The following is a 19492-nucleotide window of genomic DNA, read 5'->3' as shown; positions in this document are numbered from 1 at the left end:
CGCGCGAAGGGTCCAGCCCTCGTGCAGCGCGCGTGCGGCGCTCACTTGACCGCTCCCGCCGTGAGGCCGCGGTAGATGAACCGCTGCAGGACGAGAAACGCGATGAGGGTGGGGACGATGACGAGCACGGTCCCCGCGGCGATGATCTCCCAGTGGGCGCCGAAGGGCCCCTTGAAGCGGAAGAGCGACGTCGAGATCATCTCGTGCGAGGGCAGGTAGAGGAAGGGCATATAGAACTCGTTGTAGATCGCGATGCCCTTGATGATCACGACGGTCGCGATCGCGGGCTTGAGCAGGGGGAGGATGACGCGCCAGTAGATCGTCCAGCGGTTCGCGCCGTCGAGCATGGCGGCCTCGTCGAGCGAGACGGGGATGGACTGCATGAACTGGATGAAGATGTAGATCGAGATGATGTCGGTTCCCATGAACAGCAGCACGAGCGCCGCCATATTGTCGTACAGTCCCAGGCCGTTGATGATCTGGAACGTGGCGACCTGGCTCGTGACACCGGGGATGAGAGTCGCGACCAGGAAGAGGGCGACGATGAGCTTCTTGCCCCGAAAGGTGAACCGATCGAGCGCATAAGCGGCCATCGTGCCGATCAGGATCGTGCCGACGAGCGAGAAGACGAGCACGATCGTGGTGTTGATGAACCCCTCGACCATGCCGCCTTTCTCGAACGCGGTCACGTAGTTGTCGATGTTGAACCAGTTCGCGGGCGCGTCGAACGGGCCCGACTGACCGAACTCCTGAGACGTCTTGAAGCTCGCGATGAACACGACGCTCAGGGGGATCAGGGTGAACAGCACGCCGATGATGAGTGAGGCGTACTTGGTCGTCGTTCCCGCGATGCGGCGGGTCGCGATCGTGGCGTCGCTGCCGCCTCGCCGCCGGCGCGGGGGGCCGAGCGGGACGGCCGTTTCGGGGTTGCTCTGCAGGGCGGTCATGACAGCTCGACCTTCTCGTCGGGGAAGAGTTTGCGCTGGACCCAGGTGACCAGCAGGACGATGAGCAGCAGCACGACCGCCATGGCGGACGCTAGGCCCACCTGGCGGAAGTTGAATGCCGTCTGCAGCGTCTGGATGACGAACGTCGACGTGCCGTTCGCGCCACCGGTCATGATGAAGGGGATCTCGAACACCGCCAGGCTGCCCGCTACCGCGAGGATGAACGTGAGGCCGATGATGCGACGGATTCCGGGGAAGGTGAGCGCCCAGAACTGCTGCCACTTGCTCGCTCCGTCGATCTCGGCGGCCTCGTAGAACTCGGCAGGGATCGACTGGATCGCCCCGAGGAACAGCACGAAGTTCATGCCCGTGTAGCGCCATACGCTGGTGCCGGCGAGCGAGTAGTTCGCGATGTCGGGGTCGCCGAGCCACTGCGGCGGATCGCTCAGCCCGAACCAGCTCAGCACCGTGTCGAGTGTCCCGTCCGGCTGGAACAGGTAGAGGAAAACGAAGCCGATCGCGACGCCGTTGATCAGGTACGGGAAGAACAGCACGCCGCGGAAGAAGTTCGAGAACCGTGTCGACGTCGACAGGAGAGCGGCGAAGTAGAGGGCGATCGCCATCTGCACGAATGCGCCCGCGAAGTAGTAGAGACTGACGAAGAACACCCCGAATATCTGCGGGTCGGTGAACACGTCGACGTAGTTGTCGAACCCGATGAAGTTCTTGTCGAGGTCAAGCCCGTCCCAGTCGGTGACCGAGTACCACAGCATGTTGACCGCGGGCAGATATGTCAACAGGAGCAGCAGGCCCACGGCCGCGCCGATGAAGAGGTAGGGGGTGAGTGACGCGAGGAGGCCTCGACCCGCGGGGGCGCCGGCAGCGGCGCCGGAGCGGCGTCGGCGGCGACGTCGCCGCGGACGGTCGGAGTCGGCGATCTCGGCGAGATCGAGCTCCTCGGGGGTGACGGCGACGAGGGGCCCAGCGGCACCCGTCCCGGTGGGCCCGGCAGTGGAGAATGACATCACAGCATCCGTTCGACGGGCACCGGCCGGGACGTCGTCCGCCCCGGCCGGTGCGATGGTCGTGGGTCAGCCCACCTCGGCGCGGGCCTCGGCCCAGCGGGTGTTCAGCTCGTCGAAGTAGGACTCCTTGTCGCCGTCGGCGGCGCCGCGCGCGATGTCGATGAGCTTCTGGCGGTACAGGTTGCCCCAGACGTCGATCTGGGCGGTGTCGGCGATGTTGGTGAACAGTGCCTCTTGCCCCACCGGTGCCGCGTTCAGCTCGATGAGCTCAACACCCGCGTCGGAGAGCCCGGTGAGGTTCTCGGGCAACGGGTCGGCCAGCAGTGCTGAGACCATGCCCTGCGACTCGGTGAACCCCGAGTCCTCGATCAGGTAGTCGATCCACGCCATGGCGGCGGCCTTGACGGAAGAGTTCTTGTTGATGCCGAGGTTGTAGTCGCCGCCCACCATCGCGTACTGGGCGCCGTCCACGGTCGAGGGGAATGTCATGTAGCCCACGACGGACGGGTCCTCGCCGGCGTCGGTCGCCGCCGCCTGCAGTTGCGAGATGGCCCACGAGCCGAGCGCCATCGTGGCGATCTTGCCGGTCGCGAAGTCGACCTTCGACTGCTCCCAGTTGGTGGTCAGCGGGTCTTCCTCGGTGTAGCCACCAGCGACCGTGTCGTAGACGAGCGAGTCGATCGCGAAGATGTCGGTGCCCTCAGTCCACGGCGCATCCTCGGTCGCCATCGCATTCATGGCCTCGGGGTCGCCGGTCACGGCGCCGATGTTGCCCGACCATTGGCTGAGGGGCCAGCCGTCCTTATAGTTCGTGTACATCGGGATGGCGTCGGTGTTCGCCTGAATCTTCTCCATCGCCGCGAGCCACTCGTCTTCGGTGGCGGGGGGCGCGGTGATGCCGGCCTCTTCGAAGACGGCCGTGTTGTACACGATGCCGTTGGCGTTGCCGCCGAGTGCCAGGCCGTACTGCGTGCCGTCGTAGCTCTTGGGCGCCAGGAATCGGTAGTCGGCCGTGAGCTCTTCGGTATCCCCGAGAGGCTCGAAGAAGTCGGCGAACTGGTCGGGCTGGACGCTGTTCGGGATGCCCAGCACGTCACCGTAGTTCGTCGTCGACAGACGCGTCTTCAACTCGCCCTCGTAGTCGGTGATGCCTTCGAACGTCACGGTCGCGTTGGGGTACATCTCGTGGAACTCCTCCGCGTACGCGTCGAAGGTGCCATCCTGCACGAGGTCGGTGCGCCACGTGACGAAGGTCACCTCGCCCGTCACCTCGCCGTCGATCGTGTTGTCCGCGTCATTGGCGCCGGAACCACCCGTGCAGCCACTGACCGCGACGGCGGTCGCGACGAGCAGTGTGATGCCCGCCAGTGTCTTCCTAGCCATGTGATCTCTCCTTGTCAGGTTCAGCTTTGAACTGAGGTGCTGTTGCCGCCGCATCGTCGCGCGGCGTATCGCCGGGCCAGAGTATGCGTATTCGCGGCGATCCACAAGGCGCAATGTCAACGCTGTCTTTGTCTGTCCGAAGCATCATTCATGGGCTATAGCGCTGATTTATCAACAAATATTGAGACGCAAACCGACATTGTGGTGGTGATGATGTCCGTGAAATGTCTGACGTCGACATGATGCCGAAGCGATGTTAGGCTAACCGGAATCCCAGGAAGGTGAGTCAGTGACGATTCAGAACCGCGCGACCCTCGACGACGTCGCCCGTCTCGCCGGCGTGAGTTCGAAGACGGTCTCGCGCGTGTTCGCGAGTCGCGAGCTCGTCTCACCCGAAACGGCCGAGCGTGTGCTCGCGGCGGCCAAGCGGCTGCGTTTCCGGCCGAACACGCTCGCGCGCAACCTGCGCCGCGGCGGCGGCACGAACACGATCGGGTTCATCATGGGTGAGCTCGGCAACCCCTTCTACTACAAAGTCGCCGCGGGTATCGAAAAAGAGCTGGCCGCGCACGGCCACGCGCTCGTCGTGGCGACGACCGACGACACGCCCGAGGGCGAGGAACGGGTCGCCGACGCGCTCCTCGCGCAGCGCATCGGCGCGCTCCTGCTCATCCCGGTCGCCGATGACCAGTCCTACCTGGAGGGTGAGCGTCAGCTCGGAACCCCCGTGATCGCGATCGACCGGCCGGCGCGCAACCTCGTCGCCGACTCGATCGTGCTCGAGAACCGTCGCGGCGTCTTCGACGCGACGAGCCGGCTCCTGGCCCGCGGGCATCGGCGCATCGGCTACGTGTGCAATCCGGCATCCGTCTACACGCAGAAGGAGCGCCTGCGTGGCTACCGCGACGCCCTGGCTGAATACGGCATCCATGACAGCTCCCGGTGGGAGCGGCTCGAGGACGACCTGACGATCCCACCCGACAGGATCGTGGACGACTTACTCTCGTCCGAGGACGCGCCGACCGCCCTGATCGCGGGAAACAACCGGATGACGATCGGAGCCTTGCGGGTGCTGCGCGATCGAGATGCAGCCGGACGCACGGCCCTCGTCGGCTTCGACGACTTTGACACCGCGGACGTCATCGGTGTGAGCGTGATCAGCTACGACCCGTTCGAGCTGGGCCGACAGGCCGCGCTGGCGGCGATGGAGCGCATCGGCGATCCGGCGGGATTCACTCGTCAGGTCGAGCTGCCCACGTGGATCATCGAGCGCGGCAGCGGTGAGCGTCCGGCGCCGACGGGCGACGACCACTGACCCGGCCCTCGCCCGACCCCCAGCCTCATCCCACTCGATCCCCGACCCGACCCCTGGAGACGAACGACATGCCCCGCTTCGACCTGCCGCTGAACGACCTGCGCGAGTACTCGCCCGAGATCGCGGTCCCGCCGGACTTCGACGAGTTCTGGCGCGGCACACTTGCCGAGGCGCGTGCGCACGACGTGCCGGTCGAGGTGATTCCGGTCGAGAGCCCGCTCTCGACGATCGAGGTCTTCGACGTCACCTTCCCCGGCTTCGCCGGCGACCCGATCAGGGCGTGGCTTTTGCTCCCCGCCGGCACCGAGGGCCGCCTGCCGGCGGTGGTCGAGTACAACGGATACGGCGGGGGTCGGGGGCTTCCGTTCGAGCGGCTCGGCTGGGTCTCGGCCGGGTACGCCTACCTGTTCATGGACACGCGCGGTCAGGGCTCCGCGTGGGGCACGGGCGGCGCGACCCCCGATCCGCACGGCACGGGCCCCTCGTTCAGTGGATTCATGACTCGGGGGATCGAAGACCCCGCCGATTACTACTATCGCCGGGTCTATACCGATGCGGTGCGGGCGATCGATGCCGTCCGCACGATGAACCGCGTCGACCCGGAGCGGGTCGCGGTGTGCGGCGGGAGCCAGGGCGGAGGCATCGCGCTGGCCGCCGCGGGGCTCAGCGACGGGCTCGTCGCCGCAATGCCCGATGTGCCGTTCCTCTGCCACTTCGAGCGTGCGGTCGGCATGACCGACCACGACCCCTACAACGAGATCGTGCGCTACCTGTCGATCCACCGTGGTGCGCAGGAGCGGGTGTTTCGCACCCTGTCGTACTTCGACGGAGCGACGATGGCGACGCATGCCGCGGCGCCCGCCCTGTTCTCGGTGGGACTACTCGATCCGATCTGCCCGCCTTCGACCGTGTTCGCCGCCTACAACCGCTACGCGGGCGAGAAAGCGATCGAGGTCTACCCCTTCAACGAGCACGAGGGCGGGTCGACCTACCAGTGGCTCGCGCAGACGGCGTTCCTTGCCTCGCGCGTGTAGCGGATGACGGACTACTCCGACGCCGAGGCACTGCTCGCGGCCAGCGTGCGGCGAACGCAGCCGCTGCGTTCCTTTCTGCGCCTGCTGCGCCCGCACCGTATCCGACTGACGCTGGCGATCGCCTGCTTCGTCGTCAAGGACAGTCCGGCCTGGTTGCTGCCGCCGATCACCGCGGCGATCATCGACATCGTCGTGAGCGGTGGGCCCGTCGACGGGTTGTGGATGTGGGGAGGGGCGGCGCTCGCGCTTCTCGTGCTCAACTATCCGTTCAACATGATCGTCGTGCGGCTGACCTCGGCGGCGACCCGCTCCCTGGCATTCACCGTGCGCTCGGGGCTAGCCGCGCGGATGCAGCGTCTCTCGCTCGGCTATCACAACCGCCAGAATGCGTCGGTCATGCAGACCAAAATCATCCGAGATGTCGAGAACCTCGAACTCACGATGCAACAGGTATTCCCGACCGCGGTCGGGTCGATCGCGACTCTGCTCGGCGCGATCGTGATCACAGCGGTCACGGTGCCGCAGTTCGTCGTGGTATTTGCCTTGACGATCCCCGTCGGCGCAGGACTCGTCATCTTCATCCGCAGTCGCGCCGGTCAGCGCAACGAGGCATTCCGACGTCAGGTCGAGCGCCTCTCTGCGCAGGTCAACGAGATGGCCACGTTGATGCCGCTCACGCGTGGGCACGGCCTCGAGGATCTCGCGACGTCACGGGTCGCGGCGCGGGCCGCGTCCGTTCGCGCTGCCGGACGCGAGCTCGATGTTCTCAATGGTCGCTTCGCTGCGCTGTCGTGGATTTCTTACCAGGTGCTCGGGCTCCTGTGCCTCGTGGGTGCGGCCACGGCCGCGGTGCTCCAGCTCGTTCCGATTTCTGCCGGGGAGGTCGTGCTGCTCACGACGTACTTCACGGTTCTCACCAACGCGATCGTGATGTTGATGAACGTCGCGCCGGTCTTCAGTCGAGGCATGGACTCGGTGCGCTCGATCGCCGAGGTGACGGAAGAGCTCGACGTCGAGGAGAACGCCGGTAAGGCTTCCGTTCCCGGAATCACGGGCCGCGTGCAGCTGCGCGATGTCACCGTGACGTACCCGGAGGCGTCGCGCCCCGCACTCGACGGCGTCACGCTCGAGATCGGCGTCGGCGAGACCGTGGCCTTCGTCGGGCCCTCGGGGTCGGGAAAGTCGACCATCGTCAACGTGATCCTGGGCTTCGTGCACCCGAGTCGGGGTGCCGTACTCATCGACGGCCACGACCTCGCCGACCTCGATCTGCGCTCACTCCGTCGTCACGTCGCGATCGTCCCGCAGGAGCCCGCCCTGTTCGACGGCACCATCCGGCAGAACGTCACATACGGAGACCTGGACAGGAGCGAGCGCGAAGTGCTCGACGCTCTCGCGGCGGCGAATGCCCTGGACCTCGTCCACGGACAGCCGGAGGGACTCGACGCGACGATCGGCGATCGCGGCTCGCGTCTCTCGGGCGGGCAGCGGCAGCGCCTCGCGATCGCTCGGGCGCTTATCCGGGCTCCGCGCATCCTGATCCTCGACGAGGCCACGAGCGCGCTGGATCCCGAGTCCGAGGCGAAGGTCACCGAGGCGATCGATCGCGCGCGGACGGGACGCACGACTCTTGTCGTCGCCCACCGGCTGTCGACCGTCCGCAGGGCCGATCGCATCGTCGTCATCGAAGCGGGGCGGATTGCCGAGATCGGAAACCACACCGAATTGCTCGCCCGGGGTGGCCTATACGCCCGCCTTGTCGCGCTGCAGTCGAACTGACCGCGCCGTTCGCCTACGCGTGCACCCAGACATCGGTGCCGACGTCGGCCCACTGATAGATCTGCTTGGCCAACGACGTCGGCATGCCGACGCATCCGTGGCTCAACGGAGTGCCCCAGATGTTGCGCCAGTACACGGCGTGGAAGGCCTGATCACCGCTGAAGTACATGACCCACTCGACGTCGGGCTGCAGATAGCCGACCTCGGTGTTGCCCATGTCCTGCACGCGGACCTTGGCGTTAACGGTGAAGTTGCCCTGACGGGTGGCCCAGCCGGGGCCGCCGCTGGAGATCAGCCACGAGTCGACGACGACGTCGTTCTCTTTCACGTACAACCGCTGTTCGGACAGGTCGACCTCGAGCAGGCGAACCACGGACGTGGTCTGTGCGGTTGTCACCTCGACATCGAGCGCGTACGCGGCATCGCCGGCGGCGAGTTGCGACGCGAAGCCCGCGGCGATCCCGGTTGTCGCGCCGAGAACTCGTCCGTCGGCTCCCGCCTGCTCGGTGCGCAGCACCGTACCGGCCTTGTTGACGACCTGGACGCCGTTGACGGGCGCGCGATCCACGGCGGCGGGCAGTGTGTCGACCACGGTCTGGATCGCCGCGCTGTCGGCCGAGATGTCGATCGTGCCCTGGTCAGGATCCGGCGTCAGCGTCAGCCACGAAGCGAGCACATCCGCCGCGATCGGAACGGTGCGCTCTTCGCCGACGTAGAAGCCCGCCGACGCGACCATGGCGTTCAGCTGCTCGACACGGGCTGTCGCGGCATCCGTTGTGATGTCGGCCTCGAGGGCGACCAGCTCGCCGTCGAAGGCCGGGGATAGCGAGGGGTCGAGCAGCCGCGCCTCGTACGCCTGCTCGATCGCGGCGTTGTCGAGCCCGCGACCCGGGACCGCCGGGGTGACGACATAGGAGCCGGTGGCGGCGTCGAATGCCACGACGGCGTCTACGGGTTCTACCCAGTCGGCGGCGAAAGCGTTGGCGAGGGCAGCCTCGGATTGAGCGGCGTCCACCTCGGGGGCGACGCGGTCGGGGCTCGGGAACCAGCCGCCCACCTGCCACATCGGGTGCGTTTCGAGGGCGGTCTGCGCGAGTGCATCCGCATCGATCGACGCGCCCAGATCGGCGCCTGTGATGGTCGCGGTCGTGCCGGCGACGGACACCTCGACACCCGTTCCGGACACGGTTTGCGAGACTTTCTCGGCCGCGGCGCCGACGGTGAGGCCGCCGACGGGTACTCCCGCGATGGTCACACCCGGTGCGATCAGGATGGTGCCGAAGAAGACGCCGACGCCCGCAAGGGCGAGAGCGGGGATGCCGATCCAGAGGGCAAGCGGCCAGCGGCGACGCTTGCGTGGAGGAGCCGGAGTCCACTCCACGCGCGGCGCAGGAGTCAGCGGCGCATCGTCGTCGGTGGACGATGGCGTCGAAATGAGATCAGTCACGGGCCCCCCCTCACCCGCGGAGGGGTGTGCCTCGATTGTAGGCGAGCGTTGATAACGAAGGCGCAACGACTCTTTATCGTGCTCGGCGCGAGCGTGCAACTCTGCACGACGCGGCGCAAAGAGGGGTCTGGCCTACTCCAGGCAGAGTTCCTGGAACGCGGTGAAGCTCTCCTGCAGGTCGGTGCCGAGGTTCTGAAGCTCCGCGACCTTGGTGGCATCCCCCTCGGAGAGCGCTGTCATCGCTTCTCCGGCAGCCTCGAACACGGCCTGGATGTCGGGCAGCAGCGCGGCGACCTCGGCGTTCCCGACCTCTGCGGACGCGTCTCCCAAGGCATCCGCCGCGGCCTGGAACGCGGCGGCCGCGTCCTCGGGCTGTTCGGCGGTGACGCCCTCGAAGTCGTCAGAGACGCTCTGGATTGTGTCGTTGACCGAGGCGCAGGCCTCTTCCACGGTCTGCGACTCGGGTGCGCTCGCGCCACTCGAAGACTCGCTGTTCGAAGACTCGGTGCCCTCGTAGGATTCGGTCCCGCCGCCCGTGCACGCGGTCAAGCCGAACGTTGCTGTCACGGCAAGCGCGAGCGCGATCAGTCGTCGATTCATGACAGTTCCCCCTCGGTGAAGGTCCCAGCCTATGCGCGCTCTCTGCGCGGCGTCGCGAGGACGCAAGATTACGGTTTTGTAAATGATCCGAACGAACTATGAACGAGGGGTTGCCAACGAGCGTGTTAGTAAGGTCTACTAACAAACATGTCGACCCCCGAGCAGCCCCCCGGCGCGGTGTCCGAGTCCGCGACCGAACGCACGCTCCCGAACACCACGCCGCAGGCAACGACGTCTCCACGGGCTTTCGGGGCCGGTCGCTCCCTGCGGCCCGGCAAGAAGGTCCTGCCGGAGCACGGACGCGGGCACAACCGGTCGCTCGTCCTCCAGACGCTCTTTCACCGCGGCCCCTTGAGTCGCGCGGATCTGTCGCGCGAAACCGGGCTCACCCGCGTCACGATCAGTGACCTGGTCGCCGAGCTGATCTCCGATGGCTTCGTGATCGAACAGGGCCTGCGCGAGGGTTCGCGACCCGGCAAACCGGCGATCCTGCTCGATATCGACCGCGCTGCGCACCGCATCGTCGGGATCGACCTCTCGGGTCCGACCGCCTTTCTGGGCGCGGTGCTTACGCTCGACGGCGAGATCGTCGCCCGTCGCGAAGTGCCGCGGCCGGGCGGGGGAGAGGCCGCTGCCACGGCCGTCATCGAACTCGCGCGTCACCTGATCGCCGACTCGTTCGCGCCGGTGCTGGGCGTCGGCGTCGGTACCCCCGGTATCGTCGACGACCGCGGCGTCGTCTTGAGCGCTCCGAACCTCGGGTGGACGGCCTTCGACCTCGAATCGCGCCTTCGGACGGCGCTCGAGCTCCCCGTTCTCGTCGCCAACGACGCCAATGCGGCCGCGCTCGCCGAGTACACGTTCGGCGGCGCGGAAGACGACATGATGCTCATCAAGGTCGGCGCGGGTGTCGGATCGGGACTGCTCACCGGCGGTCAGCCGACCCGTGGCAGCCGGTTCGCCGCCGGTGAGATCGGACACGTCACGATCGGGACGGATGGCGGTCCGCGCTGTGCGTGCGGCAAGGTCGGCTGCCTCGAGGCCTGGCTGTCGGTGCCGGCGTTGGAAGCCCGCCTGGCCGAGGCGACCACAGATACCGACAGAGACGGCATCCTGCGGGACGCGGGCGAGCGACTCGGGATCGCGGTCGCGCCCATCGTCGGCGCGCTCGATCTGTCCGAGATCGTCTTGTCGGGTCCGCCCGAACTGATCGACGGTCCCCTGCTCCAACAGACCGCCGACACCCTGCGCGCCCGCACGCTCGCCGAGTTCCACGACGGCGTGCGCGTGCGGATGACACAGCACGGCCAAGACATCGTTCTGCGCGGGGCCGCCGTCATGGTGCTCTCGGGCCAGCTCGGCGTCTCGTGATCCGAACCACCCGATCGACACACGCACGACCCACTCAACACATCACTCAATACACGCGAAGGAACACCATGAAGAAGACGCTCGGGGCCATGGCCCTGCTCGGGGCATCCGCCCTCGTCCTCGCCGGCTGCACCGCCGGATCGTCGGAATCCGCCGAGATCCGGGTCTGGCTGGTCGGTACGGACACCCCGCAAGAGGCTCGGGACTACCTCGTCGAGACCTTCGAGGCCGACAACCCCGGCTCGACCCTCGTGATCGAAGAGCAGTCGTGGGACGGACTCGTCGACAAACTCACGACCAGCCTGTCGAGCTCGGACAGCCCCGACATCGTCGAGTTCGGCAACACCCAGGCTGCCGCCTTCACCTCAGTGGGCGCCCTGCTCGATCTCACGGACGAGTACGAGGCACTCGGCGGCGACGACCTGCTGCCGGGCTTCGTCGAGGCCGGGTCCTACGACGGGCAGTTCTTCGCTCCGCCCCTGTACTCGGGCGCTCGGGTGGTCTTCGCCGACCCCGCCCTGGTGACGGCCGCGCCCGCAACACTCGACGAGTACGTCACGAGCGCGAAGGCGCTCGCCGCGGCGAACCCCGGGAAGTCCGGCATCTACTTCGCCGGCCAGGACTGGTACAACGCGCTGCCCTTCATCTGGGAGAACGGTGGCGAGATCGCCGTCCCGGATGGCGACAGCTGGGACGCCCAATTGTCATCGGATGCCTCGGTCGCGGGTCTGCTGCAGGTGCAGGACCTGATGATGAACGCCTCGCTCGCACCGAAGGACGGCGACAACGCCGAGCCCTGGACCCCGTACTGCGAGAACCAGGCCGTGCAGTTCTCGGCGCCGAACTGGGCGCTCGGGCTCGCCAGCGCGTGCGAGACGGCGACCCCGCCGGCAGCTCCGTTCGTCTACGCCCTCCCGGGCATGGAGGGCGGGGCGGCGCAGGTCTTCGCGGGCGGCTCCAACATCGGAATCTCTGCCCAGTCGGCCAATCCCGACCTGGCGAAGAGCGCCCTGGCAATCATCCTGAGCGATGAGTTCCAGACGATTTACGGCGAGAACGGCCTCATCCCGGCCAAGAAGTCGCTTGCATCGACGCTCGGCGACACCCCCGAGGCCGTCGCCTTCACCGAAGCCGCGAGCAACGCCAAGCTCACGCCCGCGTCACCGAACTGGGCCGAGGTCGAGGCATCGCGTGTTCTCGAAGACTTCTTCGTGCAGATCGCGCTCGGCGGCGACGTCGCGGCGCTCGCGACCGAGGTCGACACGCAGATCGAGTCGATCCTCAACGGCTGATCGGGCGGGCCGGGGGAGCCGCGCGCTCCTCCGGCCCCGCGCATCCGTCCCTCATTCGTTCATCACCCGCCCATTCGCCTCCCGAGCAGGAGATCCCATGTCGAGCGTCCCCCGCGGACTCGCCCCGGCCGTGAGTGCGGTCGAGGGAGAGCGGCTCGTCGCCCCCGAACCACCCGTCCCCGACCGGCAGCGCGGCGGTCGACGCCGGTCCCGCCGGCCCGGCGGATTCACGCCCTACGCACTCCTGGGGCCCGGGTTGCTCGTGCTCGCCGTGATCACCGGCTGGCCCCTCGTGCAGCTGTTCGTCATGTCTTTCCAGGAATTCGGTCGGGCTCAGGTGTTCGGTGCGCCGCCCGAATTCGTCGGGCTGGCGAATTACCTCGCCGTACTGACAGACGCCGAGTTCTGGCAGGTGCTCGGCCGTTCGGTGCTGTTCGCGGCCGTGTGTGTCGTGCTGACGATGCTGCTCGGCATCCTGGTCGCCCTGCTCATGCGGCGGCTCGGCACGGGCCTGCGCACCCTCGTCTCGGTGGGGCTGCTGCTCGCGTGGGCCATGCCGCCCTTGTCGGCGACGATTGTCTGGGGCTGGATCTTCGACACGCAGTACGGGGTGTTGAACGCGTTTCTCAGCGCGCTCGGTCTGCCGTTCGAGGGGCACTCGTGGCTGATCGATCCGCTCAGCTTCTTCTTCGTCGCGACGATCATCATCGTCTGGGGTGCCGTGCCCTTCGTTGCCTTCACGGTGTACGCGGGTCTCACGCAGGTACCGGATGAGGTGCTCGAAGCCGCGCAGCTCGATGGGGCAGGGGCCGTGCAACGGTTCCGGCTCGTGGTCGTGCCGTACATCCGCTCGATCCTCATCATCGTGACGATCCTGCAGGTCATCTGGGACCTGCGGGTGTTCACGCAGATCTACGCGCTGCAGTCGATCGGCGGTCTCGCATCCCAGACGAACACGCTCGGGGTGTACATCTACCGCGTCTCGCTCGGCTCGGGCGACTTCGGCGCGGGCGGCGCGATCTCGGTCATCGTCGTGCTGATGCTCGTCGGAGTCTCGTTGTTCTACGTTCGCCGAAGCCTGCGGGAGGAGAGCGCATGAGCGCCGTTTCGACGCGGCGCAACATTGGGCGGACGGATGCCGAGGCATCCGCTCGTTCGACGCGTCCGTCCCGCGCTGCACGCCCGCCGCGCCGCAAGATCTCGGCGCGCCGCCGCACGGGGTCGCTGCTCGCCGGTGTGGCGGCGCTCGTGGTCTTCTTCTTCTCGGTCTTCCCTGTGTACTGGATGGTCAACACCTCGTTCCAGCCGAACGGGCAGGTGCGGGGGAGTGAACTGCACCTGTGGCCCGACAACGGCACGCTCGAGAACTACGCGAGCATCATCCTCGGGCAGACCCGTGCGCCGTTCGTGCCGGCATCGCTGAACTCGCTGCAGATCGCGCTCATCACCGTGATCGTGGCGCTCGTCTTCGCTTTTCTCGCGGCACTCGCCGTGACGCGGTTCCGCTTCCGGGCTCGGGGTTCGTTCATCGCGACGATCCTGATCGTGCAGATGATTCCCGCCGAGGCGATGATCATCTCGACCTTCCGGCTGATCGATGGGTGGCAGCTGCTCAACACGATCATCGGGCTCTCAGCGGTCTACATCGCGACCGTCCTGCCGTTCACGATCTGGACGCTGCGGGGCTTCGTCAACGGCGTGCCGGTCGAACTCGAAGAAGCCGCGATGATCGACGGGCTGAGCCGCTCGCAGGCGTTCTGGCGCATCACGTTCCCGCTGCTCGCGCCCGGGCTGGTCGCGACCGGCGTGTTCGGCTTCATCCAGGCGTGGAACGAGTTCGTCTTCGCGCTCGTGCTCAACCCGCGCCCCGAGGCCATGACGCTTCCGGTGTGGCTGCGGACGTTCCTCGACCCGAACGGCGGCACGAACTGGGCCGAGCTGATGGCCGGGTCGACGCTGGTCGCCGTGCCGGTCGTGATCTTCTTCCTCATCGTGCAGGGACGGATGACGAGCGGCCTCGTCTCGGGGGCGGTCAAGGGCTGATGGGTGATCCGGTGTGCACCGTCCCTCGATCGGGGGCCGGGCGATGAGGGTCGGGCTGGACGTCGGCGGTTCGAAGACCGAGGGAGTCGCCGTCGCGCCGGACGGGTCGATTGTGGCTCGCGTGCGCCGCGCCACGGGGTGGGGTCCGGATGCCGTGGTCGAGACGATCCTCGGGGTCGTTGCCGACCTCGGGGCCGAGCTGGGCGCCGAGGCGTCGGGGGCTGCGCCGCAGATCGCGTCGGTCGGCATCGGCATCCCGGGCCAGATCGCGCCCGGCTCCCTGTGGGTAGAGCATGCCGTCAACCTGGGCATCGAGTCGCTCGACGTCGGCGACACCGTCGCGTCGACGCTGGGGGTGCAGGTATACGTCGACAACGACGTGCGGGCCGCGGCGCTCGGCGCCGCCGTGTTGCGCGGGGGTTCGGGGTCGATTGGGTACCTGAACCTCGGGACGGGCATCGCCGCGGGGATCGTGACGGGCTTTGTGACGGGCTCTCTAGCGGGGTCGATAGCTGCGGCGGGTTCTGGGCGCGAGACGGTGCCCGCGGTCTGGCGTGGTTCGCGCGGCGCGGCCGGCGAGGTCGGTCACATCAGCGTGGATCCCGCGGGACCGATGTGCCGGTGTGGACAGCGCGGATGCATCGAAGCCCTCGCAGGGGGCGCCGCGCTCGCCGAACGGTGGGGGCGACCGGGCACTCATCCTGTGGGGGACATCTTCGACGCGGCCGAGTCGGGCGATCCGCTCGCGCTGACGCTCCGCGGCGAGCTCGCGCGCGGAGTCGCGGCGGCGGTGCGGATACTGGTCCTCACGACGGATGTCGAGACCGTCGTTCTCGGTGGCGGACTGACCGCGCTCGGTGCACGATTGCACGACGACGTGCGGCGCGAGCTCGAGGCGGTGGCCGAGGCATCCGTCTTCCTGCGTTCACTCGCGCTCGCCGACCGTGTGGAATTGCTCCCGCCGGGTTCGCCGGCTGCCGCTCTCGGCGCCGCACTGTCGGGAGCGCCGGAGGAAGGGGTTCTGATTCATGGCTGAGGTCGTCATCGTTCCGGATGCCGCGACGGGCGGTGCCCTCGTCGCCGACGAGATCGTGCGCCTGATCGCCGGGCGCCCCGACGTGGTGCTGGGCCTGGCGACGGGGTCGAGCCCGCTTCCGGTCTATCGGTCGCTGGTGGAGCGACTGGCGGGCAGGGACGTTTCGCGCGTCCGCGCGTTCGCCCTCGACGAGTACGTGGGCCTGGCCCCCGACGATCCGCAGAGCTACCGCAGCGTGATCCGGCGCGAGGTCGTCGAGCCGCTCGGGCTTGACCCGGAGCGGGTGGGGGTGCCCGACGGGTCGCTGACGGGGATCGAACACGCGGGCGAGGCGTACGAGGCCGAGCTCGAGGCATCCGGAGGCGTGGACCTTCAGCTGCTCGGGATCGGCAGCGACGGGCACATCGGGTTCAACGAGCCGGGGTCGTCGTTTGCGTCGCGCACGCGCGTGAAGACCCTGACCCGGCTCACCCGGGAAGACAACGCGCGATTCTTCGCCTCGATCGACGATGTTCCGGTGCACTGCATCACGCAGGGCCTCGGCACGATCCTGCGTGCACGGCACCTGGTGCTGCTGGCGTTCGGGGAGGGCAAGGCTGCGGCGGTCGCGGGTGCCGTCGAGGGGCCCCTCACCGCGTCGCTGCCCGGGTCGGCCATCCAGCTGCATCCGCACGCGACCGTCGTCGTGGACGAGGCCGCGGCGTCCGCCCTGCGCTTCGCGGACTACTACCGCGAGACGTGGGCGCACAAACCGGCCTGGCAGGGGCTGTAGCCCGCCCTGCGCACCGACTGGGGCACCGTAGGTGCAGTGGGGCACGGAGAAACCTGCCCCAAATGCACGAAACCTGCCCCGCTTCGCGCTCGACCCGCAGCTCAGGGCGCGAAGACCTTGCCCGGGTTGAGGATGCCGAGGGGGTCGAACACCCGCGCGATGTCGCGCTGCAGGGCCCACTGATCGTCGCCGAGCTCATCCGCCAGCCACCGCCGCTTGAGCGTGCCGATGCCGTGCTCGCCGGTGAGGGTGCCGCCGAGCGCGAGTGCGGCGCGGAACAGCGCATCCGCCGCCGCCCAGACATGGTCGGGCACCTCTTCGCCGTCGAACGCGAAGTTGGGATGCAGGTTGCCGTCACCCGCATGCGCGATCGTCGGGATCGTCACGTCGTACTCGCGCTCGATGCGCGCGATCTCATCGAACATCGTCGCGAGTGCGCTGCGGGGTACCGAGACATCCTCGATCAGTGTTGTTTTGCCGAGCGCCTCCATGGCCGGATGCATCGAGCGCCTGATCGTCAGCAGCCGCTCGCCCTCGTCCCGGTCACGCGTGACGGTGACGTTGCCGCCGTTTGCGGACAGGACGACGCCGATGGCCTCCGCCTCGGCCGCCGCGGCTGGGCCGTCGGTCTGGACGATCAACTGGGCCGCGCCGGGGGTGGGCGGCTGTATTCCGAGATAGGAATGTGCGGATGCGAGAGTCGTCGCATCCATCAGCTCCATGATCGCGGGCTGCACGCCCGAGGCGGTCACGGCCGCCGACGCCTGCGCCGCGGAGCGCACGTCGCGGAACGTCGCCGCGACCGTGCACACGTCACCGGGCACGAGGCGGCGGAGCTTGAGGGTCGCGCCCACCACGATCCCGAGGGTGCCCTCGGATCCGATCATGAGCGACGTGAGGTCGAGGCCCGTCACGCCCTTGACGGTGCGGTGCCCGAGGCGCAGGAGGCGCCCGTCGGCCAGCACGACGTCGAGGCCCAGTACGGCGTCGCGCACGACGCCGTACTTCGCGCACAGCAGCCCACCGGCGCCTGTCGCGATGTTGCCGCCGACCGTCGATATCGCACGGCTCGCGGGATCCGGCGCCCACCACAGGTCGTACTCGGCGAGCGCGGCATTCAGGTCGGCGTTGATGATCCCCGGCTCCACCACGGCGAGCAGGTCATCGGGACGCACCTCGAGGATCGCGTCCATCGACCGCATCGACAGCACGATCTCGCCGGGCCCGCCCATAGCGGCGCCCGCGAGACCCGTGCCGGCACCGCGCGTGACGACCGGGGTGCGCGTCGCGGTCGCAATCCGCATCGTCCGCTGGACATCCTCGACCGATGCCGCATGGACGAGGGCGAGTGGCCGACCGATCGAGCGATGACCGGATTTGTCGGCCCGGGCGGCCTCGAGCGAGGCATCCGTCGTATCAACGCGATGCGAAAGCTCGGCGCGCAGACGCGCGACAACATCGCCCTCGGGTGCGGCGTCGGGATGCACCGCGATGTCGAGATCAGACCTCACGCGAAACGCCGTCTTCCGACCACGAGTCCCGTGGCGACAGCGACGACGCCGAACGCCAGGCCGATCCACGGCTGGCCGAGGCTCCACCAGGCGAGCGTCGCGCTCACGAAGATCAGCAGCTCGATGAACGCGGCGACGAACGGATGCACCGCGATGACGGCCCGAGGCGACAGGAAAAGCGCCCACAGCAGAATCGCGAAGACGGGGGTGCCGATGCCGAAGACGAGGTTCCACGGGAAGGCGAAGGCGAGGAAGCCCCACAGCGCGAGGGTTCCGAAGGCCACGAGTTCGGTCAGCAGCCGCACGATGTCGATCACGCCGGGCCGTTCGACCATCCCGGGCGCTCGCCCGGTACCACCCGCGGGGGTCGATGCGGGCTGAGGTGCGCCGTCGAGCGCGGACGAATCGGTCATCGTCCCAGTCTACGAGCGGGGGTCAGTTCGTCAGATCCCAGACGAGAGCGGACGAACCCGCGACCTCGATCGGTGATCCGCTCGTCGGGACGTAGCGGACGGTGACGGGAGCGAGTGTGTACTCGACGAGGGAGAACGGCACCGACAGCGCGCCGACGCCGCCGGGCCCCAGCATGACGGTGGAACGTGTGACGCCGTCGACGTCCACGGAAAGGGTTGCGCCCTCTTCGCCGACCACGGAGATGTTCAGGGTGGCTGCGGCGAGGGTGATTGTGCTCGTGACGGAGAACTCGGTGGGCCCGCCCGGGGGAATTGTGGGCTGATCGGGATCGACCGGATCCACGGGGTCGACCGGGTCGACGGGATCGACGGGGTCTACGGGGTCGACCGGGTCTACGGGATCCACGGGTTCCACCGGATCGACGGGATCCACCGGATCTGCGGGTGTCGCCGGGGGTACGGGCTCGGTGCTCGGCGCCGGGCTCGATGCCGGGGTCGGATCTGCCGGCTCGTGGGCGGGAGCGGAGCAACCGGTTCGGCGGCGGGACTGGATGAGCTGTCGATCGGGATATCCGTGGACTCCGTGGACGGCAGAGCCGACGGCGAGGGAGCCGATGACGTTGAAGGAGACGCCACGGCCGCGGCCGAACTCGGCTCGGCTGCCGCGGGCGCGAAGAGGGACGGCCCCACAGTGACCCCGAGGACGGTTCCGCCGGTCACGACGGCGCCGACGGCGATCGCGACCGCAAGCCCCGCGCCCGAGAAGATCCCTGCCGCGCCCGCCGTCGCCGTGCCCGCGGCGGCGGCTCCTACCACCGCGCCCCCGGCGCCCGAAGCGGCAGAGCCCGCCGCCGCACCAGAGCCCGCCGCCGCGCCAGAGCCCGAAGCAGCCGCGGCCGCGCCGCCAGAACCCGCGCCGCCCGCGAAAGAGCCCGCGCCGCTCGCCGCCGCACCGCTCCCGCCCGCGACGGTGACGGCCCCGGGCATCAGACTCGATGGCATGGCCGCGAGGGCCATGATCGGGGCGCCTCCGCCCTGCAGCGTCGCGAGGTAGCTAGACGCACCGGCGATGCCGATCGTGAGCGGGAGCAGGACGAGGGCGAGGCGGGACGAGACATCCTTCGCCTCCGCAGCGACGATCGCGCAGCGTGCGCAGTCGTGCAGGTGCTCATCGACCCGACGCGTGTCGCGTGGGCCCAGGTTGCCGCGCGTGTAGGCGCCCAAACGTTCGATGGTCCACTGACAGTCCGAACCGTCGACGACGCTCTGCAGATGTGCCTGGACCCACGCCTCTCGGAGCCCTTCGCGGGCGCGGAATGCGAGCTGTGCGACGGCCGTCGGCTTGAGCCCCAGCAGGGGTGCGATCTCGGCGGGCTTCATGCCCTCGATCTCGGAGTACCAGAGCACCTCCTGCCAGCGGGTCGGCAGGCTGCGGAAGGCGCGGTGCGTCAGTCCGCGATCGAGTGCGTCCGCCGTCGCCTCGGGCGTTGACGCGGGGTCTTCGACGGCGTCGAGCTCGTCGAT

At 68.2% G+C, this 19492-nt stretch carries 18 protein-coding genes; 9 read left to right on the top strand and 9 right to left on the bottom strand.

What is annotated here, in order from left to right:
• Positions 1 to 41: 41 nt before the first annotated feature.
• From MIC448_RS10525 to MIC448_RS10515, 3 genes are all read right to left on the bottom strand, one after another.
• Positions 42 to 947: a carbohydrate ABC transporter permease gene (locus MIC448_RS10525; protein ID WP_036299260.1), complete on the bottom strand. Its 906-nt coding sequence runs from the start codon at positions 945 to 947 to the stop codon at positions 42 to 44.
• Positions 944 to 1972 carry a carbohydrate ABC transporter permease gene (locus MIC448_RS10520; protein ID WP_081766345.1) on the bottom strand — a complete coding sequence of 343 codons (1029 nt, stop codon included), beginning with the start codon at positions 1970 to 1972 and terminating at the stop codon, positions 944 to 946. The genes MIC448_RS10525 and MIC448_RS10520 overlap by 4 nt, the downstream gene beginning before the upstream one ends.
• 66 nt (positions 1973 to 2038) lie before the next feature.
• Positions 2039 to 3355 (bottom strand): ABC transporter substrate-binding protein, encoded by a 1317-nt coding sequence (locus tag MIC448_RS10515; protein ID WP_036299257.1) that lies wholly within the window; start codon positions 3353 to 3355, stop codon positions 2039 to 2041.
• 289 nt (positions 3356 to 3644) lie between these two features.
• Between MIC448_RS10515 and MIC448_RS10510 the strand changes: the two genes are divergently transcribed.
• The 3 genes from MIC448_RS10510 (at position 3645) to MIC448_RS10500 (ending at position 7483) form a co-directional block, all read left to right on the top strand.
• A complete protein-coding gene (locus tag MIC448_RS10510) occupies positions 3645 to 4670 on the top strand; it encodes a LacI family DNA-binding transcriptional regulator (RefSeq protein ID WP_036299254.1) in 1026 nt (341 codons plus the stop codon).
• Between the two features lie 68 nt (positions 4671 to 4738).
• Positions 4739 to 5704, top strand: coding sequence for an acetylxylan esterase (locus tag MIC448_RS10505; protein WP_036299252.1), 966 nt, complete (start codon positions 4739 to 4741; stop codon positions 5702 to 5704).
• Positions 5705 to 5707: 3 nt separating this feature from the next.
• Positions 5708 to 7483, top strand: coding sequence for an ABC transporter ATP-binding protein (locus MIC448_RS10500; protein ID WP_051513600.1), 1776 nt, complete (start codon positions 5708 to 5710; stop codon positions 7481 to 7483).
• Between the two features lie 13 nt (positions 7484 to 7496).
• On the opposite strand, the gene MIC448_RS10495 is transcribed toward MIC448_RS10500, so the two are convergent.
• Positions 7497 to 8930 carry a L,D-transpeptidase gene (locus MIC448_RS10495; RefSeq protein WP_051513597.1) on the bottom strand — a complete coding sequence of 478 codons (1434 nt, stop codon included), beginning with the start codon at positions 8928 to 8930 and terminating at the stop codon, positions 7497 to 7499.
• A gap of 132 nt (positions 8931 to 9062) precedes the next feature.
• Positions 9063 to 9530: a hypothetical protein gene (locus MIC448_RS10490; protein ID WP_036299249.1), complete on the bottom strand. Its 468-nt coding sequence runs from the start codon at positions 9528 to 9530 to the stop codon at positions 9063 to 9065.
• A 147-nt stretch (positions 9531 to 9677) separates the two neighbouring features.
• Between MIC448_RS10490 and MIC448_RS10485 the strand changes: the two genes are divergently transcribed.
• From MIC448_RS10485 to MIC448_RS10460, 6 genes are all read left to right on the top strand, one after another.
• Complete coding sequence (locus MIC448_RS10485; protein ID WP_081766344.1) at positions 9678 to 10901, top strand: ROK family transcriptional regulator; 1224 nt, start codon at positions 9678 to 9680, stop codon at positions 10899 to 10901.
• A 68-nt stretch (positions 10902 to 10969) separates the two neighbouring features.
• On the top strand, positions 10970 to 12193 hold the full coding sequence (locus MIC448_RS10480) for an extracellular solute-binding protein (RefSeq protein ID WP_036299247.1): 1224 nt from the start codon (positions 10970 to 10972) through the stop codon (positions 12191 to 12193).
• Between the two features lie 97 nt (positions 12194 to 12290).
• Positions 12291 to 13292: a carbohydrate ABC transporter permease gene (locus MIC448_RS10475; RefSeq protein ID WP_051513594.1), complete on the top strand. Its 1002-nt coding sequence runs from the start codon at positions 12291 to 12293 to the stop codon at positions 13290 to 13292.
• A complete protein-coding gene (locus tag MIC448_RS10470) occupies positions 13289 to 14236 on the top strand; it encodes a carbohydrate ABC transporter permease (RefSeq protein ID WP_199484439.1) in 948 nt (315 codons plus the stop codon). Before MIC448_RS10475 ends, MIC448_RS10470 begins: the two co-directional genes overlap by 4 nt.
• A gap of 43 nt (positions 14237 to 14279) precedes the next feature.
• Positions 14280 to 15272: an ROK family protein gene (locus MIC448_RS10465; RefSeq protein ID WP_036299243.1), complete on the top strand. Its 993-nt coding sequence runs from the start codon at positions 14280 to 14282 to the stop codon at positions 15270 to 15272.
• On the top strand, positions 15265 to 16044 hold the full coding sequence (locus MIC448_RS10460) for a glucosamine-6-phosphate deaminase (protein WP_036299241.1): 780 nt from the start codon (positions 15265 to 15267) through the stop codon (positions 16042 to 16044). Before MIC448_RS10465 ends, MIC448_RS10460 begins: the two co-directional genes overlap by 8 nt.
• A gap of 101 nt (positions 16045 to 16145) precedes the next feature.
• On the opposite strand, the gene MIC448_RS10455 is transcribed toward MIC448_RS10460, so the two are convergent.
• The 4 genes from MIC448_RS10455 to MIC448_RS10440 form a co-directional block, all read right to left on the bottom strand.
• Complete coding sequence (locus MIC448_RS10455) at positions 16146 to 17555, bottom strand: FAD-binding oxidoreductase (RefSeq protein ID WP_243419950.1); 1410 nt, start codon at positions 17553 to 17555, stop codon at positions 16146 to 16148.
• A complete protein-coding gene (locus tag MIC448_RS10450; RefSeq protein WP_081766343.1) occupies positions 17552 to 17968 on the bottom strand; it encodes a YrdB family protein in 417 nt (138 codons plus the stop codon). Before MIC448_RS10450 ends, MIC448_RS10455 begins: the two co-directional genes overlap by 4 nt.
• Before the next feature lie 22 nt (positions 17969 to 17990).
• A complete protein-coding gene (locus MIC448_RS10445; protein WP_199484438.1) occupies positions 17991 to 18374 on the bottom strand; it encodes a hypothetical protein in 384 nt (127 codons plus the stop codon).
• Positions 18362 to 19492: sigma-70 family RNA polymerase sigma factor (locus tag MIC448_RS10440; RefSeq protein WP_199484437.1), on the bottom strand; the 1131-nt coding region annotated here is incomplete at its 5' end. The genes MIC448_RS10445 and MIC448_RS10440, both read right to left, overlap by 13 nt.

This window comes from Microbacterium sp. C448 (genome assembly GCF_000582705.2).
Taxonomy (GTDB): domain Bacteria; phylum Actinomycetota; class Actinomycetes; order Actinomycetales; family Microbacteriaceae; genus Microbacterium; species Microbacterium lacus_A.
This window is presented reverse-complemented; position numbering and strand designations above follow the sequence as displayed.

Bases quoted from the DNA above. Each gene is read 5' to 3' on its own strand.
- MIC448_RS10525 (WP_036299260.1), bottom strand. From the start codon at position 947: ATGACCGCCCTGCAGAGCAACCCCGAAACGGCCGTCCCGCTCGGCCCC.
- MIC448_RS10520 (WP_081766345.1), bottom strand. From the start codon at position 1,972: ATGTCATTCTCCACTGCCGGGCCCACCGGGACGGGTGCCGCTGGGCCC.
- MIC448_RS10515 (WP_036299257.1), bottom strand. From the start codon at position 3,355: ATGGCTAGGAAGACACTGGCGGGCATCACACTGCTCGTCGCGACCGCC.
- MIC448_RS10505 (WP_036299252.1), top strand. From the start codon at position 4,739: ATGCCCCGCTTCGACCTGCCGCTGAACGACCTGCGCGAGTACTCGCCC.
- MIC448_RS10500 (WP_051513600.1), top strand. From the start codon at position 5,708: ATGACGGACTACTCCGACGCCGAGGCACTGCTCGCGGCCAGCGTGCGG.
- MIC448_RS10490 (WP_036299249.1), bottom strand. From the start codon at position 9,530: ATGAATCGACGACTGATCGCGCTCGCGCTTGCCGTGACAGCAACGTTC.
- MIC448_RS10485 (WP_081766344.1), top strand. From the start codon at position 9,678: ATGTCGACCCCCGAGCAGCCCCCCGGCGCGGTGTCCGAGTCCGCGACC.
- MIC448_RS10480 (WP_036299247.1), top strand. From the start codon at position 10,970: ATGAAGAAGACGCTCGGGGCCATGGCCCTGCTCGGGGCATCCGCCCTC.
- MIC448_RS10475 (WP_051513594.1), top strand. From the start codon at position 12,291: ATGTCGAGCGTCCCCCGCGGACTCGCCCCGGCCGTGAGTGCGGTCGAG.
- MIC448_RS10470 (WP_199484439.1), top strand. From the start codon at position 13,289: ATGAGCGCCGTTTCGACGCGGCGCAACATTGGGCGGACGGATGCCGAG.
- MIC448_RS10465 (WP_036299243.1), top strand. From the start codon at position 14,280: ATGAGGGTCGGGCTGGACGTCGGCGGTTCGAAGACCGAGGGAGTCGCC.
- MIC448_RS10460 (WP_036299241.1), top strand. From the start codon at position 15,265: ATGGCTGAGGTCGTCATCGTTCCGGATGCCGCGACGGGCGGTGCCCTC.
- MIC448_RS10450 (WP_081766343.1), bottom strand. From the start codon at position 17,968: ATGACCGATTCGTCCGCGCTCGACGGCGCACCTCAGCCCGCATCGACC.